27 protein-coding genes are annotated in these 21,726 nt (G+C 66.3%); 25 read left to right on the top strand and 2 right to left on the bottom strand.

Features of this window, described 5'->3' with window-relative positions:
* Positions 1 to 206 precede the first annotated feature (206 nt).
* A complete protein-coding gene (locus AB0L53_RS31805; protein WP_364001618.1) occupies positions 207 to 992 on the top strand; it encodes a DNA adenine methylase in 786 nt (261 codons plus the stop codon).
* On the opposite strand, the gene AB0L53_RS31800 is transcribed toward AB0L53_RS31805, so the two are convergent.
* Entirely contained in the window at positions 972 to 1,439 is a 468-nt protein-coding gene (locus AB0L53_RS31800) for a hypothetical protein (protein WP_364001615.1), read from the bottom strand. The genes AB0L53_RS31805 and AB0L53_RS31800 overlap by 21 nt on opposite strands.
* Positions 1,436 to 1,801 carry a hypothetical protein gene (locus tag AB0L53_RS31795; RefSeq protein WP_364001612.1) on the bottom strand — a complete coding sequence of 122 codons (366 nt, stop codon included), beginning with the start codon at positions 1,799 to 1,801 and terminating at the stop codon, positions 1,436 to 1,438. The genes AB0L53_RS31800 and AB0L53_RS31795 overlap by 4 nt, the downstream gene beginning before the upstream one ends.
* A 55-nt stretch (positions 1,802 to 1,856) precedes the next feature.
* Here AB0L53_RS31795 and AB0L53_RS31790 point away from each other — a divergent pair, with 55 nt between their 5' ends.
* The 24 genes from AB0L53_RS31790 (at position 1,857) to AB0L53_RS31675 (ending at position 21,716) form a co-directional block, all read left to right on the top strand.
* Complete coding sequence (locus AB0L53_RS31790) at positions 1,857 to 2,174, top strand: hypothetical protein (RefSeq protein WP_364001609.1); 318 nt, start codon at positions 1,857 to 1,859, stop codon at positions 2,172 to 2,174.
* Positions 2,174 to 2,917 carry a ParB N-terminal domain-containing protein gene (locus AB0L53_RS31785; RefSeq protein WP_364001606.1) on the top strand — a complete coding sequence of 248 codons (744 nt, stop codon included), beginning with the start codon at positions 2,174 to 2,176 and terminating at the stop codon, positions 2,915 to 2,917. The genes AB0L53_RS31790 and AB0L53_RS31785 overlap by 1 nt, the downstream gene beginning before the upstream one ends.
* Before the next feature lie 27 nt (positions 2,918 to 2,944).
* Positions 2,945 to 3,442 carry a hypothetical protein gene (locus tag AB0L53_RS31780; protein ID WP_364001603.1) on the top strand — a complete coding sequence of 166 codons (498 nt, stop codon included), beginning with the start codon at positions 2,945 to 2,947 and terminating at the stop codon, positions 3,440 to 3,442.
* Positions 3,439 to 4,725 (top strand): PBSX family phage terminase large subunit, encoded by a 1,287-nt coding sequence (locus AB0L53_RS31775; protein ID WP_364001600.1) that lies wholly within the window; start codon positions 3,439 to 3,441, stop codon positions 4,723 to 4,725. Before AB0L53_RS31780 ends, AB0L53_RS31775 begins: the two co-directional genes overlap by 4 nt.
* Before the next feature lie 187 nt (positions 4,726 to 4,912).
* Positions 4,913 to 5,452 (top strand): hypothetical protein, encoded by a 540-nt coding sequence (locus tag AB0L53_RS31770; protein ID WP_364001597.1) that lies wholly within the window; start codon positions 4,913 to 4,915, stop codon positions 5,450 to 5,452.
* A 23-nt stretch (positions 5,453 to 5,475) separates the two neighbouring features.
* Entirely contained in the window at positions 5,476 to 6,939 is a 1,464-nt protein-coding gene (locus AB0L53_RS31765) for a hypothetical protein (RefSeq protein WP_364001594.1), read from the top strand.
* A 9-nt stretch (positions 6,940 to 6,948) separates the two neighbouring features.
* Positions 6,949 to 7,248, top strand: a complete 300-nt coding sequence (locus AB0L53_RS31760) for a hypothetical protein (protein ID WP_364001591.1) — start codon at positions 6,949 to 6,951, stop codon at positions 7,246 to 7,248.
* A gap of 84 nt (positions 7,249 to 7,332) precedes the next feature.
* A complete protein-coding gene (locus AB0L53_RS31755; RefSeq protein ID WP_364001588.1) occupies positions 7,333 to 7,515 on the top strand; it encodes a hypothetical protein in 183 nt (60 codons plus the stop codon).
* Positions 7,516 to 7,544: 29 nt separating this feature from the next.
* A complete protein-coding gene (locus tag AB0L53_RS31750; protein ID WP_364001585.1) occupies positions 7,545 to 9,113 on the top strand; it encodes a phage portal protein in 1,569 nt (522 codons plus the stop codon).
* 1 nt (position 9,114) lies between these two features.
* Entirely contained in the window at positions 9,115 to 11,001 is a 1,887-nt protein-coding gene (locus AB0L53_RS31745; protein ID WP_364001583.1) for a phage minor capsid protein, read from the top strand.
* Positions 10,998 to 11,171, top strand: a complete 174-nt coding sequence (locus AB0L53_RS31740; protein ID WP_364001580.1) for an Rmf/CrpP family protein — start codon at positions 10,998 to 11,000, stop codon at positions 11,169 to 11,171. Before AB0L53_RS31745 ends, AB0L53_RS31740 begins: the two co-directional genes overlap by 4 nt.
* 71 nt (positions 11,172 to 11,242) lie before the next feature.
* Positions 11,243 to 12,118, top strand: a complete 876-nt coding sequence (locus AB0L53_RS31735) for a hypothetical protein (RefSeq protein WP_364001577.1) — start codon at positions 11,243 to 11,245, stop codon at positions 12,116 to 12,118.
* A gap of 45 nt (positions 12,119 to 12,163) precedes the next feature.
* A complete protein-coding gene (locus AB0L53_RS31730) occupies positions 12,164 to 13,108 on the top strand; it encodes a P22 phage major capsid protein family protein (protein WP_364001574.1) in 945 nt (314 codons plus the stop codon).
* 13 nt (positions 13,109 to 13,121) lie between these two features.
* On the top strand, positions 13,122 to 13,451 hold the full coding sequence (locus tag AB0L53_RS31725; protein WP_364001571.1) for a hypothetical protein: 330 nt from the start codon (positions 13,122 to 13,124) through the stop codon (positions 13,449 to 13,451).
* Entirely contained in the window at positions 13,444 to 13,788 is a 345-nt protein-coding gene (locus AB0L53_RS31720) for a hypothetical protein (RefSeq protein ID WP_364001569.1), read from the top strand. The genes AB0L53_RS31725 and AB0L53_RS31720 overlap by 8 nt, the downstream gene beginning before the upstream one ends.
* Before the next feature lie 44 nt (positions 13,789 to 13,832).
* Positions 13,833 to 14,222, top strand: a complete 390-nt coding sequence (locus AB0L53_RS31715) for a hypothetical protein (RefSeq protein ID WP_364001567.1) — start codon at positions 13,833 to 13,835, stop codon at positions 14,220 to 14,222.
* A 312-nt stretch (positions 14,223 to 14,534) separates the two neighbouring features.
* Positions 14,535 to 14,936 carry a hypothetical protein gene (locus AB0L53_RS31710; protein WP_364001564.1) on the top strand — a complete coding sequence of 134 codons (402 nt, stop codon included), beginning with the start codon at positions 14,535 to 14,537 and terminating at the stop codon, positions 14,934 to 14,936.
* On the top strand, positions 14,933 to 15,385 hold the full coding sequence (locus AB0L53_RS31705) for a minor capsid protein (protein ID WP_364001561.1): 453 nt from the start codon (positions 14,933 to 14,935) through the stop codon (positions 15,383 to 15,385). Before AB0L53_RS31710 ends, AB0L53_RS31705 begins: the two co-directional genes overlap by 4 nt.
* Positions 15,386 to 15,464: 79 nt before the next feature.
* Positions 15,465 to 15,938, top strand: coding sequence for a hypothetical protein (locus AB0L53_RS31700; RefSeq protein WP_364001558.1), 474 nt, complete (start codon positions 15,465 to 15,467; stop codon positions 15,936 to 15,938).
* The gene (locus tag AB0L53_RS31695; RefSeq protein ID WP_364001555.1) at positions 15,938 to 16,444 is read left to right on the top strand and encodes a hypothetical protein; all 507 of its coding nucleotides are present in this window, start codon (positions 15,938 to 15,940) and stop codon (positions 16,442 to 16,444) included. Before AB0L53_RS31700 ends, AB0L53_RS31695 begins: the two co-directional genes overlap by 1 nt.
* A gap of 269 nt (positions 16,445 to 16,713) precedes the next feature.
* Positions 16,714 to 19,083: a hypothetical protein gene (locus AB0L53_RS31690; protein WP_364001552.1), complete on the top strand. Its 2,370-nt coding sequence runs from the start codon at positions 16,714 to 16,716 to the stop codon at positions 19,081 to 19,083.
* Positions 19,084 to 19,186: 103 nt separating this feature from the next.
* Positions 19,187 to 19,966: a hypothetical protein gene (locus AB0L53_RS31685; RefSeq protein ID WP_364001549.1), complete on the top strand. Its 780-nt coding sequence runs from the start codon at positions 19,187 to 19,189 to the stop codon at positions 19,964 to 19,966.
* A gap of 16 nt (positions 19,967 to 19,982) precedes the next feature.
* A complete protein-coding gene (locus AB0L53_RS31680) occupies positions 19,983 to 20,546 on the top strand; it encodes a hypothetical protein (RefSeq protein WP_364001546.1) in 564 nt (187 codons plus the stop codon).
* 24 nt (positions 20,547 to 20,570) lie between these two features.
* A complete protein-coding gene (locus AB0L53_RS31675; RefSeq protein ID WP_364001543.1) occupies positions 20,571 to 21,716 on the top strand; it encodes a hypothetical protein in 1,146 nt (381 codons plus the stop codon).
* Positions 21,717 to 21,726 lie beyond the last annotated feature (10 nt).

Raw genomic sequence — 21,726 nt, 5'->3', positions numbered from 1 at the left:
ACTGAGCGGGAATTATGTTAGCGGGCAGGCCAGCCGTGTCCCTGATGTCAGACGTCGGCGATCGTTCGGAGGCAGAAGAGTGAAATCTGGCTTCGGCAGCCGAACTGAAACGTTTCGCACATCAACGACATAAGCAACATGCGAGAGCCGGGTGAACCGATACAGGGCACCGGCTCTTTCGCGTGCTCCCTTAAGGAGAACCGCCCGTGGCGTTGCGCCCTCCGTTTCAGTACTACGGAGCCAAGGGCAGGCTCGGCCCGTTCCTGGCCAGCCTGCTCCCCAAGCACGAGGTATACGTCGAACCCTTCGCCGGATCAGCCGCCGTATTTTTCGCCAAGAACCCCGTCCCCATCGAGACGATCAACGACATCAACGGCGACCTCGTGTGCTTCATGCAGACGCTCCGAGACCGGCCCCGCGCCCTGATCAGGGCAATCGAGCTCACGCCATACGCCCGCGCCGAGCACCAGGCCGCCAAGCTCGGCGACACCACGGCGTCGGACCTGGAGCGCGCCCGCCGCTGGTGGATCCAGTGCACCCAGAGTCGAAGCGGTGAGGCGGGCGCTTCCTGGCGTCGGCCGACCTCGCGGACGCGGGTCAACAACCCGGCCGGCTCCAAGCGGGCCGCCGCGGCGCTGCGTTGGCACGCCGCCCGGCTGCGGGAGACGTTCATCGAGCAGTGCGACGCGTTCGAGCTGATCGAGCGCATGGACTCGCCGCAGACGGCGATGTACGTGGACCCGCCATACCTGCGCAGCACCCGCAACATCTTCGGGTCCGGCCATTACGTCAAGGAGATGGACCGCGAGCCCGAGCACCGCCGCCTCCTGGAGGTGCTCGCCGCCAGCAAATCAGCAATCGTCCTCAGCGGCTACAGGTCTCCGCTGTATGACGAACTGCTTGGCGGGTGGCACCGCATCGACTACCGCGTCCGCGCCAGCTCCAGCGACGAGCGGCGGCACGCTGTCGAATCAGTCTGGATCAACCGATGAGGGCTTGAAGTCGACTATTGCCGACTTGCCAATATCGCCATATTCGTAAATGACACCATTTTTGCCGCTTATTCTGATGTTTTTCCCGTCTGATCCGGTTATATACCTGACGCGAATATCGTCCGCCTTATCGACGGTATGGGAATCGGAGACCCGATAGAAAACGCTTGGCAGCAGGAGCCGAAACAGCAGAGCCTCGCGACGGATGTGTGAGCCAGTGGCCCCTGTGGCGAAGGTCAGCGCGGTGATCAGTTTGAAGAGTTTTCCTGGGCGGCTGTCGATCACGGCAGCGTATTCCTCAACGCGGATCTCGGCCCGTGCTGACTTCCCGTACCGCAGACGTGCCGACCAAGTCACGATCTTCCTGGCTGCCCATGGGGAGATGTCGCAGAACTCGTTGACGAGCAGGCCGCCGCCGATGGCGAGGATGATCTCCTGCGTGCTCACCTGCCGCCTCCGGCTAGGAGGCCGTGCATCCAGTCGAGGCGAAGGAAGCCAAAGGCGGGCTTAGGCTTAAACGGAGCGGGGCGCCGTTCGGCGAGCAGTGCACGAACTGCGGGAACAGCAGCACCAACCATCGTGTAGAAGCGACGACGTGGTCGGTTCGCGTCAGGTTCGAGTTCTTCCCACTCTCCCATGACCATGTGTGCGTCTTCGAGTCGGTCAAGGACGTTGTAGACGGTAGGGCCCGAGCGTTTGACCTGCTTCATAATCGCCCAGCCATGGACCTTCTCGCCTTCGTCGTGAGCATTAAGCAGCACCTCCAGGACGTCCAGCGTGGGCTGAGTGATGCGTTGCAAACCTTCCATGACCTTATCTTACCTACTCAAAATAAGCGGTGCGCGCCGAACAGGAGAGCTGATCATGGACATCAAGGAGTACCAACCGACGCCGGAGCTCGTCGAGGCCGTGCAGGTTGTCGGCGGCCAGGTCGAGGACGTCGTGTCATGGATCAACACGTACTCGAACCTGCGGGGGATCGTCGGGCAGACCGCGATCCGTGGTCGTTCCGGCGAGTACGTCGATGTCCAGACGCCGGAGGGTATGCGTCGCGCGGTCCTGGGCGACTACGTGTGCCACGACGGCGCGGGTGAGTTCTGGCCCGAAGCAAAGTCGATCTTCGAGCGCCGGTTCGCGGTGCTCCCTGCGGCGGTCCTCCCGAGCGCGGCGGGGAAGGGCTGATGGCGAAGATCGCGCCACAGGAGTACCGGATGGTCGCGGTCGGCGACCTGGAGCCGCACCCGGACAACCCCCACCGGGGCGACGTGGGCGTGATCGTCGCGTCGATCAAGAAGAACGGCTTCTATGGGTCCGTCGTCGCCCAGAAGTCGCGGATGCGGATCGTCGTCGGTGAGCACCGCTGGCGCGGCGCGACCAAGGCCGGGCTCAAGCATGTGCCTACGGTCATCATCGACGTAGACGATGAGGCAGCGAAGCGGATCATGCTCGCGGACAACCGATTGGCGGAGTACGGCGAGTATGACGACGCCAAGCTCGCCGAGCTGCTCCAGTCCCTCCCCGACCTGGATGGCACAGGGTGGAGGGACGACGACCTCGCGGATCTGCTCGACGACCTCGGCAGCAACATCGAGATCGTGCATGACGAGCCGACCCAGCCCAGGCCCGCACCGGCCGGGACGCCAGCCCCTGCAAGGGAAGACCTCGACGACGAACCCGAGGACGACACGGCCGATGGCAAGGACGGCGAGGAGCCAGCGGACGAGGACAGCGCGGTCCGGACGGACGCTCCCCCTCCCCCACGGCCCAAGGCGGGTTCGACGGTCGAGTTGATCGTGCCGCTCACGGCGGCGCAGCACGACGAGGTGACCGGCCTCATCGCGGACATCCGCAGCCGAGACGGTGAGGCGCCGCTCACAGAGGTGGTGATGGCTGCACTTCGAACGCACGCAGAGCGACAGCGGTAGTGCTGTCATAATGAGGGGATCCCCTTCATGGCCGACGATCCACAGGCAAAGCTGGCGCGGCACGAGCGCCGCTATCAGGCGTTGCAGATGCGGATCGCTGGGGTCAGCAATGCGGTGATCGCTCAGCGGCTGGGCTACTCCTCGCCGCAGCTCGTCTCCAAGGACGTCACGACCGCACTGAAGAGGGCCGCCAAGCAGGAGGCGATGGCAGCAGAGGAGCTGCTGCATCTGGAGATCAACCGGCTGGACCGCATGATGGCGTCCGTTTGGCCCCGGGTGATCAAGGGCGAAGTCAACGCGGTCGAGGCCGCCCTGAAGATCGTTAACAAGCGGGCAAGCCTGCTCGGTCTGGACCTGATCAACAGGAACGGCGCGGCCGACAACGACATGGCCAGCCTGCTCGGCAACATGCTCATCCAGCTCCAGCAGCGTCACAACGTGCCCGACCCGGACACCGATGTGATCCTCCAGGCCGACGTGATCCACGGCGAGATCGAGTACGACGACGGCGGGGGTGAGGCGTGAGCCTTGTTCTGGACATCGTCCTGTCACCCAAGCAGGAACGCAGCATCGCCGAATCGACGGCTCGTCTGAACATCTGGCAGGGTGCCATTCGGTCAGGCAAGACCATCGCGTCCCTGATCAGGTGGGTCACATTCGTCGCGAACGCGCCGCGCGGCGGCAGCCTGGTGATCGTCGGCAAGACCGCAGACACCATCGCCAGAAATGTCTTCGAGCCGCTCACAGATCCCGCGATCACCGGCCCGATCGCCAAGCGCATCACCTACACCCGCGGTGCCCCGACCGCGACCATCCTGGGCCGCCGCGTCGAGATCATCAGCTCGAACGACGCCCGCGCCGAGAACCGTCTGCGAGGTATGACGGCGGCCGGCGCCTATGTTGACGAGGCCACCCTGATCGAGCGGCCGTTCTGGGACATGCTCTTGTCCCGGCTGAGCGTGAAGGGTGCGAAGCTCTTCGCCAGCACAAACCCAGACGCGCCCAGCCACTGGCTCAAGAAGGACTTCCTCGACCGGGCTCACGAACTCGACCTCAAGAGCTGGCACTTCCGGCTCGACGACAACCACTCGCTCGACCCGGCTTACGTCAAGGCTCTGAAAGCCGAGTACTCCGGCTTGTGGTTCAAGAGATTCATCGAGGGCCGTTGGGTCATGGCTGAGGGAGCCATTTACGATCAGTTCGACGAGGACAAGCACGTCGTGACCTCGTTGCCGCTGATGGAGAAGTGGCTGTCGGTTGGCGTGGACTACGGCACCACGAACCCTTTCGCGGCGGTGCTCCTGGGCGTGTCCGTTCCCGACAGGGAGGGTCAGCGTCGCATCTTTGTCGCCTCCGAGATGCGCTACGACTCCCGTGCCGAGCGTCGCCAGTTGACCGACTCGGAGTACAGCACGCGGTTGACCGACTGGCTGGACCACATTTCCGGCACGTACGGGCCAGGCACGCACGGCGTCAGGCCTGAGTGGCTGGTGGTGGATCCCTCGGCGGCCAGCTTCATCCAGCAGTTGTACCGGGACCGCTACCGGCCCATGCAAGCCGATAATGCGGTCTTGGACGGCATCCGTACGGTGTCGAACCTCATCTCCGCCGACCACCTGCGGGTACACGCGAGCTGCCGCGGCCTGCTCGACGAGATGGCCGGCTACGCGTGGGATGAGCGCAAGGCCGAGCGCGGTGACGACGTGCCGGTCAAGGTGGACGACCACAGCGTGGACGCCCTGCGGTACGCCCTGCACACCACGCAAGCGGCGTGGCTGAGGCTGCTCGAACCCGTCCCCGTTCTCTAGACGCGCACCCCGGATATGCGGCCGGTTGTGGCGGCTTGGCCGCCCGGAGGTGCGTCGCTCCGCGCGGCTTCCCCGTACGCGCGTCGAGCACCAGGTGCGGTCCCCGGCCCTCGCTGTTGAGGGGCGGCGGTGGCCGGGGCCGCACTGCTGGACCTCGTGATGATCCGATTCTGATCAGGGAGTTTCCGTGACTGCTGAGAGCATGCTCATCTGCGAGTCGATCAAGTGGAAGGCCGCGTGGCGGCTGGCGAAGTTCTGGGGTGACGATATCGGCCCGGATGCGGTGCCGTATGACGTGATCGAGCGCGCGGGCAACCTGCTGATGCATGGTGGCGCCAGCATGATGTGGCAGGCGCTCATCGGCAATGGCAACGCGACCCCCGGCCAGGCGCTCACCTACTTCAACAACGCGAACGCATTCCTTGGAGTCGGTGACTCCAGCGCCGCGGCGGCGGCCACACAAACTGACCTACAGGCGGCGTCCAACAAGGTCCGCAAGGCCATGGACAGCGCCTTCCCGCAGCACACGGACGGCACCACCCCCGCCAACGCCACGGTGACGTTCCGGTCCACGTTCGCGACCGCCGACGCGAACTTTGCCTGGAACGAATGGGGCATCTTCAACGGCGCTGCAGGCGGCCGGATGCTCAACCGCAAGGTCGAGACGCTCGGCTCCAAGACGTCGGCCGCCTCGTGGGTGCTCACCGTCACGCTGACCCTGGCCTGACCTGCGGCTCTAGGGGGGCGTTCATGGCCGCACTGGTTCGGCCGCTCGCATCGGCCGCGTCCGGCACGAGCACGTCGTTCACGTGCGCCAAACCGGCTGGCACGGTCGCCGGCGACATCCTGATCGCACTCCACGCGTGCGACGCAGGTGCCATGTCCTTGATGGGCACCCCCAGCGGGGGGAGCACGTGGCAGCCGTTGCTGGCCAGGCAATGGGATGTTGGCGAAGACCCAGGCACGAAGCTGTGGTGGAAGACGGCAGGGGCGTCGGAGCCCTCGACCTATGGTTTCACGCAGGGGTCCGGTTCTGACGGGATCGCTATCATCGCCGCCATCTCCGGTGTATCGCAGGTCATCGTGTCTGCGCAGAGCGGCTACTACACGCCCGGCGTGTTCGCGACGGCCCTGCCTACGCCGGGTATCTTCCCGAACGGCGCCGACGATATCGAACTTCGTTTCGTCACGTCGCCAGCCGGTGGCGTGGAGACGCTTACGTCACCAGCCGGGATGAGCACCGGGGCCGTCAGCGTCCAGTCGCAGAAGTACACCTGCGGCAGCGCTGCGTATCGGCAGCTCACCAGCTCCTCGCCCACGGGGACGCTGAACTTCAGCGCATCGCCTGGCCTCTCGCTGGCCCAGGGCTTCACGGTGGCGATCCAGTCCGTAGCCACTCAGGTTGCCAAGAGCGGATCGGACTCGGCTGCGCTCACCGAGCAGGCCAGCGTGTCGGTGGCGCAGCTGCGCAGCGACTCAGCGGCTCTCACCGACAACGCGCAGGCGTCGCCGCTGGTGGTCGAGCAGGCCAATCTGGCTGAGACGATCGTCCTGGGTTCAGCCGCGGCCACGGCCGACACCGCAACGGCAGCGGAGACCGCCTTGACGGCCGCCGAGGTGCTGCGACCCGACACCGCCACGCTCGGTGAAGCGAACCAGCTCTCGGCCATGACCGGCCGGAACGACACCTCCAGCATGGTCGAGGCCGCCGCTATCGGCCTTTCGATCAGCGACCAGGTGACGCTCGCGGAGATCGCGTCCAAGGCAGAGTTTCTCGGCCCGGTCACAGCTGATCAGGTCGCAGTGAATGATGCCGCATCCGCGGGGGCTCTGCTTGGAACCGGCGACACAGCCGCGGTGGCCGAGCATGCGCGCGTAGACGTGCCGCGCGCCGCGACCGACTCTGCCGCGCTGAACGAGCAGGCCGCCGCAGGCCCCGGTGTCAGGGAGGCGGTAGCGCTCGCCGAGTCGGCCAACGTCACCGTCCTGCTCGACCGGTCCGATGTCGCGCTGCTGGCCGATGCGGGTTCGTCCGCCAAGCCGACCAACGCGTCGGACTCAGCCGCGCTGATTGAGACAGCGCTCGTCGCCGAGGTCGGCCGGGCGATCACAGGCGTGGAAGACCCGCGCCGACAGTGGGGCGCGAGCAGCGGCCGACGCCAGTGGAGCGTCGATACGTCCCGCCGTACCTGGTCCGCTTCGACGCACACGTAAGGAGCTGTGGTGCTTGAGCCCATGTCGTCGCTCTCGCGCGAGTGGCTGCCGTTCTTCGTGCGCGGGGCGAGCGGCACGGAGGTGGTGCAGATCGCGTTCACCGTGCCCGGTGTGGAACCGGTCGAGGACGACTGGAACGACGCCGTGTGGGATCCGGCTTCCATCACTCAGCAGGGCGCGGACGCACGCGTCCTGTTCGGCCCAGGCGGCACGGTCGAGCGGCCGGACGGCACATACCAGGCGTGGGTCCGTGTGACTGCGCCACCCCAGCTACCGGTACTGCCCGCCGGGCTGATCTACGTCATCTAGGGAGTCTTCAAGGAGAGTCCGACAACCGGCCGGATCGTTCGCTACCGGGGCAATCAGGGTCTCCAGGCGATCAGGGCGGCCATTGTGACCGCTGACGTGGACACACTCGACCCCGAGGGGGTTCGGCTCGGCACGGTGCCGCCGCTTGATTCCGCCTTCCACGTGCACCTATGGGTGTTCACGCCTGGGCAACAGGGCGGGTTCCACGAGTACAACGTCGGCCCTGGCGCCGGGCCGGGCTACTGGCATTGGCCCACGCGCACGTGACCGAATCAACTGAAGAGTAAGGGCGTGAGATGCCGCTGCCGGTGCAGGATCAGGCGTGGCCGCCGCCGCACATCAATCGTGAACTGCGGCTCTATCGACAGTGGGAGGCGTGGTACGCCGGAGATCCTGATCATCTGGCGAGCGTGTATGGCGCGAACCAGGTTCATGGGGTCGGGCTGGACCCGAAGGGGTGGGATCGGCCACAGCCGGGCGTGACAGGGTTCATCAACCGCGTCAGCCGCTGGTTCTGGGGAAGCCCGACACCGGCCGGGCAGGTTCGGAACACCAAGCTTCACGTGCCGATCGCGGGCGATATCTCGTCCACCTCGGCGGACCTGCTGTTTTCTGAACCTCCGACGCTTCGGGTGAAGGGCAAGAACGGTCAGAAGCGGCTCGACTCCCTCATGCATGAGGCGGGCATCTACGGCTCCCTTCTGGAGGCCGCAGAGGTCAGCTCGGCGTACGGCGGTGTGTTCCTCAGGGTCGGCTGGGACACCGAGATGTACGACCATCCGGTGCTGTCGGTGTTCCCACCTGATAGCGCCGTCCCGGAGTTTCGATACGGGGCGTTGGCGGCGGTCACGTTCTGGAAAGTCCTCGCCGAGGACGACAAGTGCGTGATCCGGCACCTCGAACGGCACGAGAAAGGCCGCGTCTACCACGGGCTGTTTGAGGGCACTGCGGACCGGCTCGGCAAGCCGATCCCGCTGACCGAGCACCCGGAGACCGAGATCTACGCCGACAAGGTCGACGAGACGGGCGGCTTCGACACCTACTACGCGCGCGGGCTGCTCACCAGCTACGTGCCCAATATGAGGCCCCACCGGCTGATACGGGGGACGGCGCTCGGACGCAGCGACTACCAGGGCGTCGAGCACCTGATGGACAGTCTCGACGAGGTGTGGACCTCACTCATGCGAGACATTCGGCTCGGTAAGGGCCGCATCGTGGTGCCGGACCTGTTCCTGGAAAACCACGGGCGCGGCAAGGGCGCGTCGTGGGATCCGGACAAGGAGATCTATTCCGGCCTGGGCATGCTGCCGCCGCCCGGCGCGGCGCCGAATGCGATGCTGACGGTCTCGCAGTTCGCGATCAGGGTCACCGAACACGTCGAGTCCGCACAGGCCCTGGTCGCTCAGATCCTTCGCGGCGCGGGCTACTCGGCGTCATCATTCGGCGAGTCGGACGGCTCCGGCCGACAACTGACCGCGACGGAAATCCACGCCCGCGAGCGTAAAAGCTTCTCGACCAGGGGCAGGAAGACGGGCTACTGGACCCCGCCGCTGCAATGGCTCGCGGAGGCGCTGCTGTCCGTGGACCTCGGCGTGTGGGGCACGAAGGTCACGCCCGAACGCGCCGAGGTGCATTGGCCGGACGGCGTCATGCCGGACCCGGAGGCGCTGGGACGCACGGTCGAACTGCTCAACCGGGCCCAGGCCATCAGTCTTGAGTCCAAGGTGCGCGTGGTGCATCCCGAGTGGGACGACCACCAGGTCACGGGCGAGGTCAAGAGGTTGCGCGACGAGCTCGGATTGACCGTCCCGGATCCGGACAGGCTCGACGACGTTCTTGTCCCGGATGCGGACGGCGAGGACTGACGTGAGCACTGCGGCGGCCGAGGCTCTGGCGCAGGAGGACCTGGAGCAGATCGAGGCCACTCTCGACCACGCCCGCGCCGTGGCAGCCATCTACTACGACGCTGAGCGGGAGCTGCTGCGCGTCGTGTCGGAAGCGCTGGTCGCACGGCTCGGCGAGCCCGAATGGGAGGGAGTCCGCTTCGCGGAGCTGCGGGAGCTGCGACGCCAGGCCGACCGGGTGGTGCGCCGCCTGGAGCGGCTGTCGCAAAAGCTCGTGACGGCTGGCGTCGACGCGGCCTGGCGCCGCGGCGTGCAGCGCGCGATGACGGACCTGACGCATCTCGGGAACGCGAAGCGGATCGGCCAAGGCCAGGGCGTGATCGAGCTGGCCAGGCAGACGGTGCAGCGCGTGCAGAGCGTCCACATGGGGGCGTTGCGTACGACGCAGGCCGTGTTCTCTCAGGTGGTTGCGCAGGTGTCGGCCCGAGCGCTGACGGGCGCGGAGAGCAGAGAGCAGGCGACGCGGCGGGCGCTGGACATGTTCGCACGCAAGGGCATCACCGGGTTCACGGACTCCCAGGGCCGGTCGTGGTCGATGGGAACGTACACCGAGATGGCCGTCCGCACGGCGATGGCACGGGCGGCCGTGGACGGTCACCTGGCCACGCTGAAGGAGAACGGCGTCGATCTCGTGATCGTGTCCAGATTGCCGTTCACCTGCCCGAAGTGCGACTTCTGGGAGGGGAAGGTCCTCGCCCAGTCAGGCCGGATCGGCTGGCGCCAGGAACTGTCGTACGCGTCGGACGAGATGGTCGATGTACTCGTGGAGGGCACCGTCGAGCAGGCCCGCACGGCCGGCTTGCTGCATCCCGGGTGCGGGCACAACCTCGGCGCGTACCTACCAGGCGCGACGAAGAGGCCCCCGGTGCGCAAGCATCCGGCCGACTACGGCGACTCGCAGAAGATGCGCCGCATGGAGCGGGATCTGCGGGCCGCGAAGCGGCAGGCGTCGGTTGCGCTGGACAAGGAAGACCGTGATCGGGCCGACCGGCGCGCAGAGTCGCTGAACGAGCAGATCAAGGAGCACGCCAAGGAGTCCGGCCTACCGATTCGCCGCGATCGGCAGCGCGCCAAGATGCTGCCGCGCAATCTGGAGAAGCGACCGGACGAGGAGCTGGCAGCGCTGCTCGGGCAGCACGCCGACGACGAGGCAGCCGTCAACCGGATCACTGAGGTTCTCGAGCAGCGCGACGACGAGCGCCAGGTCCAGCGCGAGCAGAAGGTGGCGGCCGCAGTGGCGGATCTGCCGGACGACTTCGCGCAGGCGAGCGACGAGCAGATTCTTGACCTCGTGCGCCGCTTCTCCGACGCTGGCGACGGGCCCGCGCTGGAGCGGCTGCTGGACGAGCTGGACCGGCGTGAGCGGGTGTCGGCCACAGACCCGAACTGGTCGTGGCGGGACGACGAGACCGAGGAGGATCGCCAGGTCTCCGACCTGATCGCGGACGGCGTGGACGAGTTCGACGCGTACGGGCAGGTCTACGGACTCGACCCGGATGTGGCGCGGCGCGTGGACTCCCGATCGCACGTGGAGTCGCAGCGGCTGCCCGGTGAGACGCTCGACCAGGTGGTGCGCCGCCTGTACGACGAGTGGGCCGAGGTCCAGTACATCGCTGTTGAGCGATACACCCGCGGGGTGCTGGTTAACGCCGAGGGCCGCAAGCGAGGCATCGACGGGCGGTCTCTGATGTCTGGGTTGGCCGCCCGCGCGATGCGGTACGCGAGTGACGAGCTGAAGATCTGGTGGGAGAAGCATCCGCGCATGACGTATACGGAGTTCCGGGCGCAGGCGTTGGGCCGCGACTCCGACCGCCGCGCGGCCAGACGGACCAGGGAGGACCGCAGGTGAGTCTGCCCGAGCTGGACCGTCGCGCGGCCATCACCACGGCGCGCTACGCCGCGTTGCGACGAATGCCAATCACCGACTGCCCGTACGACCCCGCAGGCGACGCCCGCAGTCGGGCGCTTGCCCTGCTGTGGGTGCGCATCTACCGCAGGACCCAGTCAGCCGGGCGCTGACCAGGGGTTCCTGCCCGTTCTGTAGGCCCGCCTGGTGCGGGCCTTTGTCATGTCCGGCTCCGGGAGGGCCAATGTTCGATCACTCGATGCTGCCGACGACGCCTGGCGCGATCATCGGCTACCGCAGGTCCGGTCGACCGATCCGCGTGATCGCGGGCGGTGCCCCGGAGGGCGAGGGAGGGGGCGAAGGCCAGCCGCAGGGCGAGCCGCAAAGCGGTGGTCCTGAGGCCGGGGTCACGCCACCCGCCCAGCAGGAGGGGACCGTGCCGGATCCGCTCGCTGCCACCCGGCAGCGGGAGGAGCAGGTCAACCCTGATGCGCTCAAGGTGGATCAGCTTCCTCCGTGGGCTCAGAAACTCATCCGGGAGACCCGAACCGAAGCTGCCGAGTTCCGCAACCAGCTCCGCGAAGCGCAGAAAGCAGCCGATGAAGCGGCCAAGGCGAAGGGGCCATCCGCTGAGGAGATCACTCAGCAGGTCCAGTCCGACCTGGCCAAACAGATCGGCAAGGCGCTCGGCCTCGTCGGTGAGGAGCAGCAGCAGCTCACACCGGAGCAGATCATCGAGCAGCTCACTGGTGAGCGAGACACGACGGCGAAGGAGAGGGACGAGGAACGCGACCGGCACCGCCGCGCGCTGGTGGAACTGGCCGTGCACCGGCAGGGCCTGAAGCTCGGCGCCGATCCCGATGCCTTGCTCGACTCGCGCTCCTTCCTGAAGAAGGTCCGTGACCTCGACACCGATGCGCAGGACTTCGCCACGAAGCTCGGCGAGGTGATCGAGCTCGCGGTCACGGAGAACCCGAAGTTCAAGGGCGGTCCCCAGGCGGGCCCGCCGTCTCGCTCGGGAGGGGAGTTCGCCGGCGGGCCTGGCGGACGTGCGCCCAACGCTGAGCCGTCCATCGACGACTTCCGCAAGCAGCGGCAGGCGAAGAGGTCGTCGCAATAAGCGCCAGCGTTACCGCTGGCTAACTTCGCTTAGAGAAGGCCCGAAATGGCAAATGAATTTCTGACGCCGACGGTTATTGCCCGGCAGGCTCTCGCCAATTTGTACGAGACGACCGTCATGTCCCAGCTCGTTTACCGGGATTATGAGGAGGAGTTCGTCTCCCGGATCGGCGACACGATCACGATCAGGAAGCCCGCCAAGTTCGTGGCGAAGAATTTCGACCGGACGACCGGAATCGAAATCCAAAATGCAGTCGAGGGCCACATTCCGATCACGCTCGACCGTTTCGCCGACGTTTCTTTCGCGGTTACTGCCGAAGATCTCACGCTCAATATCATCGATTTCAATCAGCAGCTTCTTGCCCCGGCAACCGAGGCAATCGCGCAGAAAATCGACAGGGATATCCTGTCACTGCGCCAGGACGTCGTGCAGCAAGTCGGCCTGAACACCGATACGAACGAGAAATTCCGCTATGCGAATCCCCGAGTGGCCATCGCCGCCCGCAGGGTTCTCAACCAGCGCAATGTTCCGGCCACCGACAGGTACATTGTCGTCGGCCCCGAGCAGGAAGCACTCTGGCTCTCGGACGAGCTGTTCCACAGGGCCGACGCGCGCGGCGACACCGAGGGGCTTCGCGAGGCGAATCTGGGAAGGCGGGTTTTCGGCTTCGACAGCTATCAGACGCAGAATATCAAGGAGCCGGAATTCCTGCCCACGGACCCGTCTGGGAAGACCCTTCCGAACCACGAGGTCGGCGTCGCTTTTCACAAAACAGCATTCGCTCTCGTGACCCGTCCGCTTGTTCTTCCGCAGGGTGCAGCCAATGCGCATGTCGAATCCTATAAGGGTTTTGGTTTGCGCATTGTGATGGATTACGACATCACCAAGAAGCAAGACATCGTGAGCATCGACACGCTTTACGGGGTCAAAACTCTAGACCGCGATCGTGCCGTGGTCATCACGACCGGCACCACGAAGACAAAGCCGTAAAGGGGTGACCGGAATGTGGGTGTACCACAACCGGAACACCGGGGACACGGTGGAGCTGCCCGAGCGGAACCCGATCCTAGACTGCTGGAGTAACTGGGAGATCATCTCCCGGCCAACCGAATCGGCGACTCCAGCCTCACCCCCCACGCCGGGGTCTGCCACCGCGCAGGCTCCGGCCGACCCGGTCCCGGATCTACCGCCCGGTCCGCCGCCTGAGAGCGCGAGCAAGGCCATCTGGGTCGTCTACGCGGTGTCACGCGGCATGTCGGAGAAGGACGCCAAGGCTCTGAGCAAGGCCGCCCTCTTCGAGGAGTTCGGCCAGGAGGAGGAGAACGATGGCTAGACAGAACCTCCCGGTCACCGACATGAGCCGAGCCGGCGTGAGCCTCAAGGGCGCCCTGAGCTCGGCCGTGGCCGACGGGCACGCGTTCGGCTACTCGTCCCGGCGGCAGATCCGTCTCGTCAATGCCGGGGCGTCCGCCAGGACGGTGACGGTGGTCATGCCCGGCCAGGTGGACGGCAAGGAGCTGCCCGACCAGCTATACCCGCTGGCGGCTGGCGCCGACCTGCTCGTGCCTCCTTTCCCGCCGATCTACCGCAGGGCGGAGGACGACACGGTGTGGATCAACTACGACAGCCCTGCGGACATCCAGGTCGCTGTGTACGAGCTGCCTGCTTAAGGGCGCCAGCGGTTCCGCAGGCGAGATTCGAGAGGAGGCCCGTCGTGGTGGTGTACGCGACGGCCGACGACTACGCGGCCTACACCGACAAGCCCGCGCCGGATGGCATCGATGCCGTGCTGGAGCGGGCGAGCGAGCGTATCGACGAGCTGCTCATCGGCGCGGTGTACGACACCAATGGGCAAGAGATGCCGACCGACCCGCGCGAGCGGGAGGCAATCATGCGGGCCACCTGTGCGCAGGCGGCCTGGTCGCTGGCGCTTGGTGATCCGTACGGCGTGGCCAGCGCGTTCCAGGACGTGCAGATCGGCTCAGTCCGGCTCGGTGGGCGGAACACCGAGGGTGGGCCGCCGCGGCACGCGCCGGACGCATCCCGCATCTTGCACGTCGCTGGATTGCTGCCGGGTTACGCGTTCGACACGACGGCCTGGTGATCGCATGCTTCCTGATTGGCTGCTCAGGCATCAGGCTCTGATCGAACCCTTTCTCGGAGACGGTGCGTATGGGCCGATCTTCGGCCCTGCCGTGACCGTGCGGTGCCTCGTCGATGACGAACGACGGCTCGTCAGAGATGCCCAAGGGGCCGAGACCGTCAGCGACACGACCGTGTTCTTCCCGCCTGGCACCGGCTGCCCGGAAGGGTCGCGGGTGACCGTAAACGCACGCGTCACCACCGTCATCGCGTCCTACGCGCGAGACGGCGGCGGTCTGCCGACCCCTGATCACGTAGAGGTGGTGTGCCGCTGATGGGCAAGGCGAACGTACGGATCAAGGTCGATGTGCGGCTCGACCTCAAGCTCGGACCGGACATCATCGAACACGAGCTGAACGAGGCCGCCGCACTCGGCGTATATCTGGCATCGGAGCACGTCCTGACGGAGGCGGCCCCGCGCACACCGTGGCGAACGGGTGACCTGCAGCGGTCCGGTGACCCGCGTGAGCGACCAGGCTCGATCGCCGTTGATGCAGGCAAGCTGAAGGCCGCCCTCGGCTACGACATCGCCTATGCGGCTCGCCAGCATGAGGAGATCACGTGGGAGCACCCGATCCAGGGTGAACCGAAGTGGCTGGAGAAGACGCTCCAGGCCGAAGCGGGCACCGTGCACCGCATCATCGGTACCCAGATCGAGAGGGCGCTGCGCGGATGAGTGCGGAGACCTTCTCCCGTGACCTGCTCACCGGCTTGGCGGTGCTGCTGGCTGAGGCCGGCGTGGGCCATTGGGATCCCGTGGGCGCTTATACGGCGGCACAGCGGGCGATCACACTCGGTGGGTTGCCCAGCAAACCCGACGAGGCCATTGCGCTGACGATCTATGGCACCGGCGCGGGTGGTGACGACCCTGAGCAGTCGGATTCGACAGTGCTGGTACAGGTCCGGGCCCGGACGGCGTCGGATCCGCGCGTGGCCGGCGACTACGCCGACGCGGTGTTCGCGACGCTGCATGGCCGATCGAACCTCACGTTGTCCACGGGCGTGGTCGTGCTGCTGATCCAGCGGACAATCGTGGCCGCTCTGGGCCGTGACTCCTCCGGCCGGTGGGAGCGGCCGGACAGCTATGAGCTGATGGTGGTCTGGCCTACGCCGTATCGCGACTAGCTCGCTCTTCCCATTTTCTCGCGCCGTCCCGCTGCTGCTGCAGGGCGGCGCTTTCGCATGCACTGAAGGAGAGACGATCATGCGGAGCCTTCTTGCGCGTGACTGGCGGCTGGACGTGGACACGTCTGCGCCCGGCGCGGCTGTTCCGATCTGGACCCAGGTCAAGGGCCTGACGTCGTTCGAGCGGAGTTCGGACGACAACACGGAGGAAGATGGCGACTTCGACGATGAGTCGGGTTACGGCAGCTCCGTCGTTACGGAGCGAACGTGGCAGATCGAGGCCGAGGGTCGCAGGAAGAGGACCGACGACCCGGTGTTCACGCCGGATCCTGGCCAGGAGAAGATCCGGAAGGCCGCTCAGATCGTCGGCTTCAACGCCAACATCAGGGTGCGCTGGTTCAGGCGGGATGGAGCGCCCGACGCCTACCAGGGTATTTGCACGGTCACCGAGTACACCGAGGGCGGGGAGCGCACGGATCTGGAGCCGTTTTCGTTCACTCTGTTGGGCCAAGGCGCTCCGGAGGAGATCGACAACCCGGTGGCGGGTCCCTGATGGCGGCGGCTTTCAAGGACCTCGACTCCTTCTTTGACCCCACTCTGAAGTTGCCGGTCGGCGGGAAGACGTACGTCGTCCCGCCGCCGTCAGCCGAGGTGGGCCTGCTGTGTCAGCGACTCATGCAGGCCAGCATCGCCGCCCAGGCAGGGCAGGCGGTCGACGAGGACGGCCTGAACGAACTCGCTGAGGTCGTGCTCAACGACGAGCAGGAGAAGGACCTCTATCAGACCATCCTCGGCGCTGCCTGGGATGAGCTGCTGGCCGACAAGGTGGCGTGGCCGAAGGTCCAGCACGTTGGACAGACGGCGCTGATCTGGGTCGCGGCCGGTCTTGAGGCTGCGGCCAAGCACTGGGAGTCCGGCCCCATGGGGGAAGCGGAGGCCCCGACTCGGACGGAAGCCTCGGCGGCGAAATCGACCCGATCTCGGGGCTCCGCGACTACTACGACCCGGACGACGGCCTCTCGGGGCAAGGCAGCCGGGTCACGTGGCAAGACCTCCTAAGCAGGTGGGGGCTCGTAGAGGCTGATCTCCACAGTGAGTACGGAATCGATTTGGACGAGCCTGGCCAGCTCCGGGGCCGGTCGTGGAGGTGGTTGCAGGCCCGCGTCGTGGGCCTGCTGACCGCTGACACGAGAGTCGCGCGGGCTCTGGACCCCGGCGACGACTCCGTAGGCCGCCACAAACGGCGTTGAGCGACAGCGGAAACGCCGTCGCATAGCCGTCTTTAGCCCTCGCCTCCCTTGCGATCGCGACTCTCCGAGAGGTGGCTCATGGGCCTCAACGTGGGCGAACTCTTCGCCACGATCCTCGTCAAGAACCGGTCACGGCAGCCGATCAAGCAGTTCGTCGGCGATCTTGACGAGGCGGCCAAGAGGTCCCACACCAGCCTGGGATCGGTCGCGTCGAACGCGGCCGCGATGAGCGGCCGTTTGACCGCGATGGCCCTGGCCGGATCAGTTGCCGCCGGCGGGCTGGCTGCTGCCGCGCAGGGTGGAGTCGCGTTCGTGGCCGCGCTGGCCCCCGCGGCGGGCATCGTGGCGGCTCTGCCTGGGGCGCTCGCGCTCGGCGTGGGCGCCCTGGCCACGCTGAAGGTCGCGCTGCCCGGGGTGAGCGAGGCGTTCAAAGCGGCTTTGGCGGACGACCCGGCCAAGTTCGCCGAGGCCATTGCGAAGCTGTCACCTGCGGCTCGGGCCGCCGCAGTCGAACTCCGAGCGGCCAAGCCCGCGATCGACGCGCTGAAGGGCACCGTCCAGGACGCCTTCTTCCAGCCGCTGCTCGGCCAGATCTCCTCGCTCGTCTCCGCCTTGTCGGGGCCGCTCACGGCCGGCATGTCCGGGGTGGCGCGCGAGTTCGGTCTCGCGGGGGCGACCGTTGCCCGGTTCGCGACGTCGTCGGCCTCGATGTCGGCAGTGTCGTCAATCTTCGCCTCGCTTCGGCAGGCGGTCGCAGATATCCGGCCCGCGATCGAGCCGCTGCTTACCGGGTTCCGTGACCTGTCGGTGGTGGGCGCCAGCTTCGCTTCCGGGCTCGCGCCTGGGATCGCCTCCGTAGCGCAGCGCTTCGGGGAGTTCCTGTCGAACGCCGCCGCCAGCGGCAAGGCGCTGTCGTGGATGCAGGGTGCGCTGGAGATTTTCCGCCAGCTCGGCCAGGTCGCTGGCAACGTGATCGGCATCATCCGGAGCGTCTTCGCGGCGATGTCGACGGGCGGATCGAACGCCCTTGGACTGCTCGGCCAGATCCTGTCTCAGCTCAACGCGTTCCTCGCGAGCGCCGAGGGCCAGCAGATCTTGGTCACGATCTTCCAAAGCCTGAGCCAGGTCGGCGGCGCCTTGATGCCGATCTTCAAGGCGCTAGGTGGCGCGTTGGCGCAGGTGGCGCCGCACATTGGCAAGATCGCGGTCGCGCTAGGTCCTGGCTTGGCCGCTGCCGTCTCGGCACTTGGTCCAGCACTGAGCGCACTTGGTCCGGGACTTACTGTAGTTGCCCAGATGCTCGCACAGGCGTTCGCGTCGCCGGAGCTTCAGGCGGGGCTGCTCGCGCTTGGGCAAGGACTTTCGGCGGCACTAACTGCAGTTGCACCACTACTGCCTGTAGCGGCCCAGCTTGCCGGGATCCTGGGCCAGGTTCTGGGAATCGCGCTGACCAATCTCTCGGCCGTGCTCGGCCCTGTGATCAGCGCCTTGGCTGATGCCCTACGACCTGCCCTAGAATCCGTTTCGTCTGCTTTGTCACAACTTGGGCCGATTATGGCGCCGATCTATGCGTCCTTCGGTCAGATCGCAGGCGTGGTCGTGCAGCAACTCTTGCCGCCGATCTTGAATCTCATCCCAAGCTTGCTAACTGGGCTAGTTCCTGCCTTTGTGCAGCTAGCTAAGGCAATGCTGCCAGTTCTTCCGATTTTGACCGATTTGGCAGTCATGGCGATCCAGCAGGTCCTCCCTGCCTTGATCCCCATCCTGCCCATGCTGACCAAACTCGGAGTGGGGTTCGCCCTGTTCGGAGCCAAGGTGGCCGAGATCGTTGCCCAGCTCAAGCCCATGATCGAGAAGGGCGTCGCGGTCTTCCAGTGGATGTACAACGTCTTGATCGGCCACAGCATCATCCCGGACATGGTCAACGGGATCGGCACGTGGATCGGCACGAAGCTGATCGGTTGGTTCACGGCACTCCCAGGCCGGATCAAGTCTTCGGTGTCGAACCTGGGCTCGACGATGCTCGGCATCGGTAAAGACATCGTGAACGGTGCCTGGCAGGGCATCCAGTCCATGGCGTCGTCCTTCTACAACAACGTCCGAAACTTCTTCTCCAACATCGTCAAGAACGTGAAGTCAACCCTCGGGATCCACAGCCCGAGCAAGGTCTTCGCGTGGATCGGCAGGATGCTCCCCGCTGGCATGGCCAAGGGCATCACGGCTGGCGCGGGCATGGTCACATCGTCGTTGCGGAAGGTCGCCGCCATGGCGGCCAGCACAGCGATGCCGAACCTGTCGCCAGGGATCGACGTCCCGAACGGCCTCTCCGGAGGGCTGGCCAGCGCGCAGACGGTCATCCACCAAACCAACTACTACCCGCAGGCAGAACCAACGAGCACGAGCGTCAACCGCGGGCTCCAGCTTGCGGGCGCCCTGGGGGTGATCTGACATGCCGTCGTACACGCTGGACGGTGTTGCACTCGATCACCCCGCAGGCTGCTGGCGTCTCAAGCGGGGCACGCAGCGTCGCCCGCTTCCAGGCGCCCGCGCTGTGCGGGTCTCGGTCACGGGCCGCGCCGGTGAACTGCCGATCGTCGGCCTCGATCATGAGGCGACGTCGTTCTCGCTGACGTTCGCAGTGACGGGCGCGACCCCGGCCGGAACGGACGGCGGCTATCCGCAGATGGAGATCAACCTGGAGGCGTTGACCGCACTCCTCGGGGTCCGCAACCGGCTCATGAGCCTTCGCTACCAGGCAGGGCCCGTCGTGCGGGTCGCGGACGTGACCGTCACGGCTGCGTCGGATCCGGAGATCATCGTAGGCGCGGCACGCGCCCGCCTGACGGTGGTGGTCGAGGTCCCCAAGGTGTACTGGCGAGACGAGACGATATCCACCTGGGCGGGGTCGGCGAATGCCTCCGACCAGGTGGTAACCACGCTCGCCGGAAGCACCGCACCGATCACCGACGCGCTGATCCGAGTCACCGGGCCCGCAACGAACATCACCGTGCGAGACGTGGCCAGCGGCGGCAGCGTCGGCCTTCTCACGTCAGGCTCGAACTCGCTGACGGCCGGCCAGCGACTGCTGATCGACGCAGACGCCCAGCAGGCCGCGCTGGTCACCACCGACACGTGGGACGTGGCCACGGGCACGAACCGCACAGGCGTGATCTCGGTGTTCGGGCAGGGCTCAGCGAACCGATGGATCCACCTCACCCCGGCGATGGCGGTGGGCGATCCGTTCTCGCGCGCGGTGCTCATCTCGTGCACTGCAACCGGCACCACCGCGGCGTCCGCGCTTGAAGTACGGGCCCGCCGCTCTTACTTGTGATCCGAGAGGGGACACATTGACCACCGACCAGCCGTTCGAGCAATTGGCCGAGGCCGTACCGCCTCATGAGCATCCGGAGCTGCGCCCTATCGGCCAGATGGGCGTGGCCCAGTCCGTACCCGTGTGGGCGGTCAACAGCTCGATCGACCCGTCGTCGATTCCAAAGCTGATCGCGGTTCATCTCACGATCCCGCCCGGTACCCCGCTCTCGAAAATCGTGGTCGGCGCCCTGATGGACTCGACCTCACCGGAAGGGCTCTGGTCCGCCACCGTCTACGACGGCGTGACCACGCTGCCGATCGCTACGGCGGTACGCAACCAGTTCAACGCCCGGTCGTCCAGGCATGAGCGGGCGATCACTCCGACCATTCCACCCAGCGATACCGCCCGACAGGTGTGGGTCATGCTTGCCATCACGACCACGATGGCGAGTCTTGCTGTGGTCAACACGCTGGGTAGCCAGAGATACATGGGTGGCCTGTGCTACAGCACCAACACCTATGACCGGCCGCCGGCCCGGTTCGACGACCGCCAGGGCTGGCAGGACGAGACGCGTATCCCCCTGGTCGCGCTCGCGTGATTCTCGGGCGTCAGAGGAGGGACGATGCCATTCGACCTCCGGCTCATCGTCTTCCATCCGAACGGGGACCGGCGCGGCTTGCTCGCGCATCCGCTGCACATCCAGGCAGCGTTCCCGTTCAACGACATCCCATCGCTGAAGTTCAGCTACAGCATGCACGCGCCCGGCGCCGACCTGATCACAACGCCTTGCGAGATCGGGCTGCAGTGGTCGTCGGACGGCAACACGTGGCTCGAGTTCCCTGAAGGCCGATTCCTGCTGATCCAACGGCAGGGCGACCAGATCGACCAGGGCGCGGTGTGGCAGTTCGACTGCCCCAGCTATCTGTGGACGCTGCAGAAGGCCGTCACGTTCGCCAACAGCTCGGTCGAGCCCACGAACGGGAACCGAGTGTTCAGCGCCGCAGCCACGTCCGGGTTCATCATGCAAACGTTGCTGGGAGAAGCGCAGACCCGCGGCGCTCTATCAGGGCTGACATGGACGTTCAACGCCTCCACCGACTCCTCGGCGGCCTCTTGGGGCAACCCGATGGCGATGGGCGTCCCACTCGGCACAGACTTGCTCGCGGTCCTGCTGCGGCTCGTTTCCTACGGGCTGCTCGACTTCCGTCTGACGGGCGCTCGCCAGCTCTCCGCGTGGAATGCCAACAGCGGTGCGCTGCGCGACCTCTCCACCGGCGCCTCTCCGGTCATCTTGCGTGCCGGCCGGGATGTCACGGCCGCTCCGGACGTGGTCACGTTGGAGGACATGGCATCGGCCGCCTACGTCGTCGGGGATAACAACATCCGGCAGGAGGCCGTTAACATCGGTGCCTCGCTGCCGTGGGGGCGGTGGGAGGCAGGCGTCCGCGAGGTCGGCATCACCTCGACGACCTCTGCCAACAACATCGGCACAGTGACGGTCCTACGCGGATCGCAGCAGAGCGTGCAGCGAACACGCGAAATCACCATGTACCAGGCGCGACATCTACCGCTGCGGGACTACCGGGCCGGGGACACGATCCTCGCCCCGAGTGACGGCGGAGAGCTGGCACCGATGAGGGTGCGGCAGATCACCCTCACCCGATCGGCGGGCGGTGTCGTCGCCGGGAACCTGATCCTGGCCGATCGGCGCGAGGACTACCAGTTGCGGGTGGCGCGGCAAATCGCCGCGCTGTCCGCCCGGCCCTGACGGGGGTACA

The organism is Nonomuraea sp. NPDC052129 (assembly GCF_040680095.1).
Classification (GTDB): Bacteria; Actinomycetota; Actinomycetes; order Streptosporangiales; family Streptosporangiaceae; genus Nonomuraea.
The sequence above is the reverse complement of the archived record's forward strand: the minus strand, read 5'-3'. Positions and strand labels throughout refer to the sequence as shown.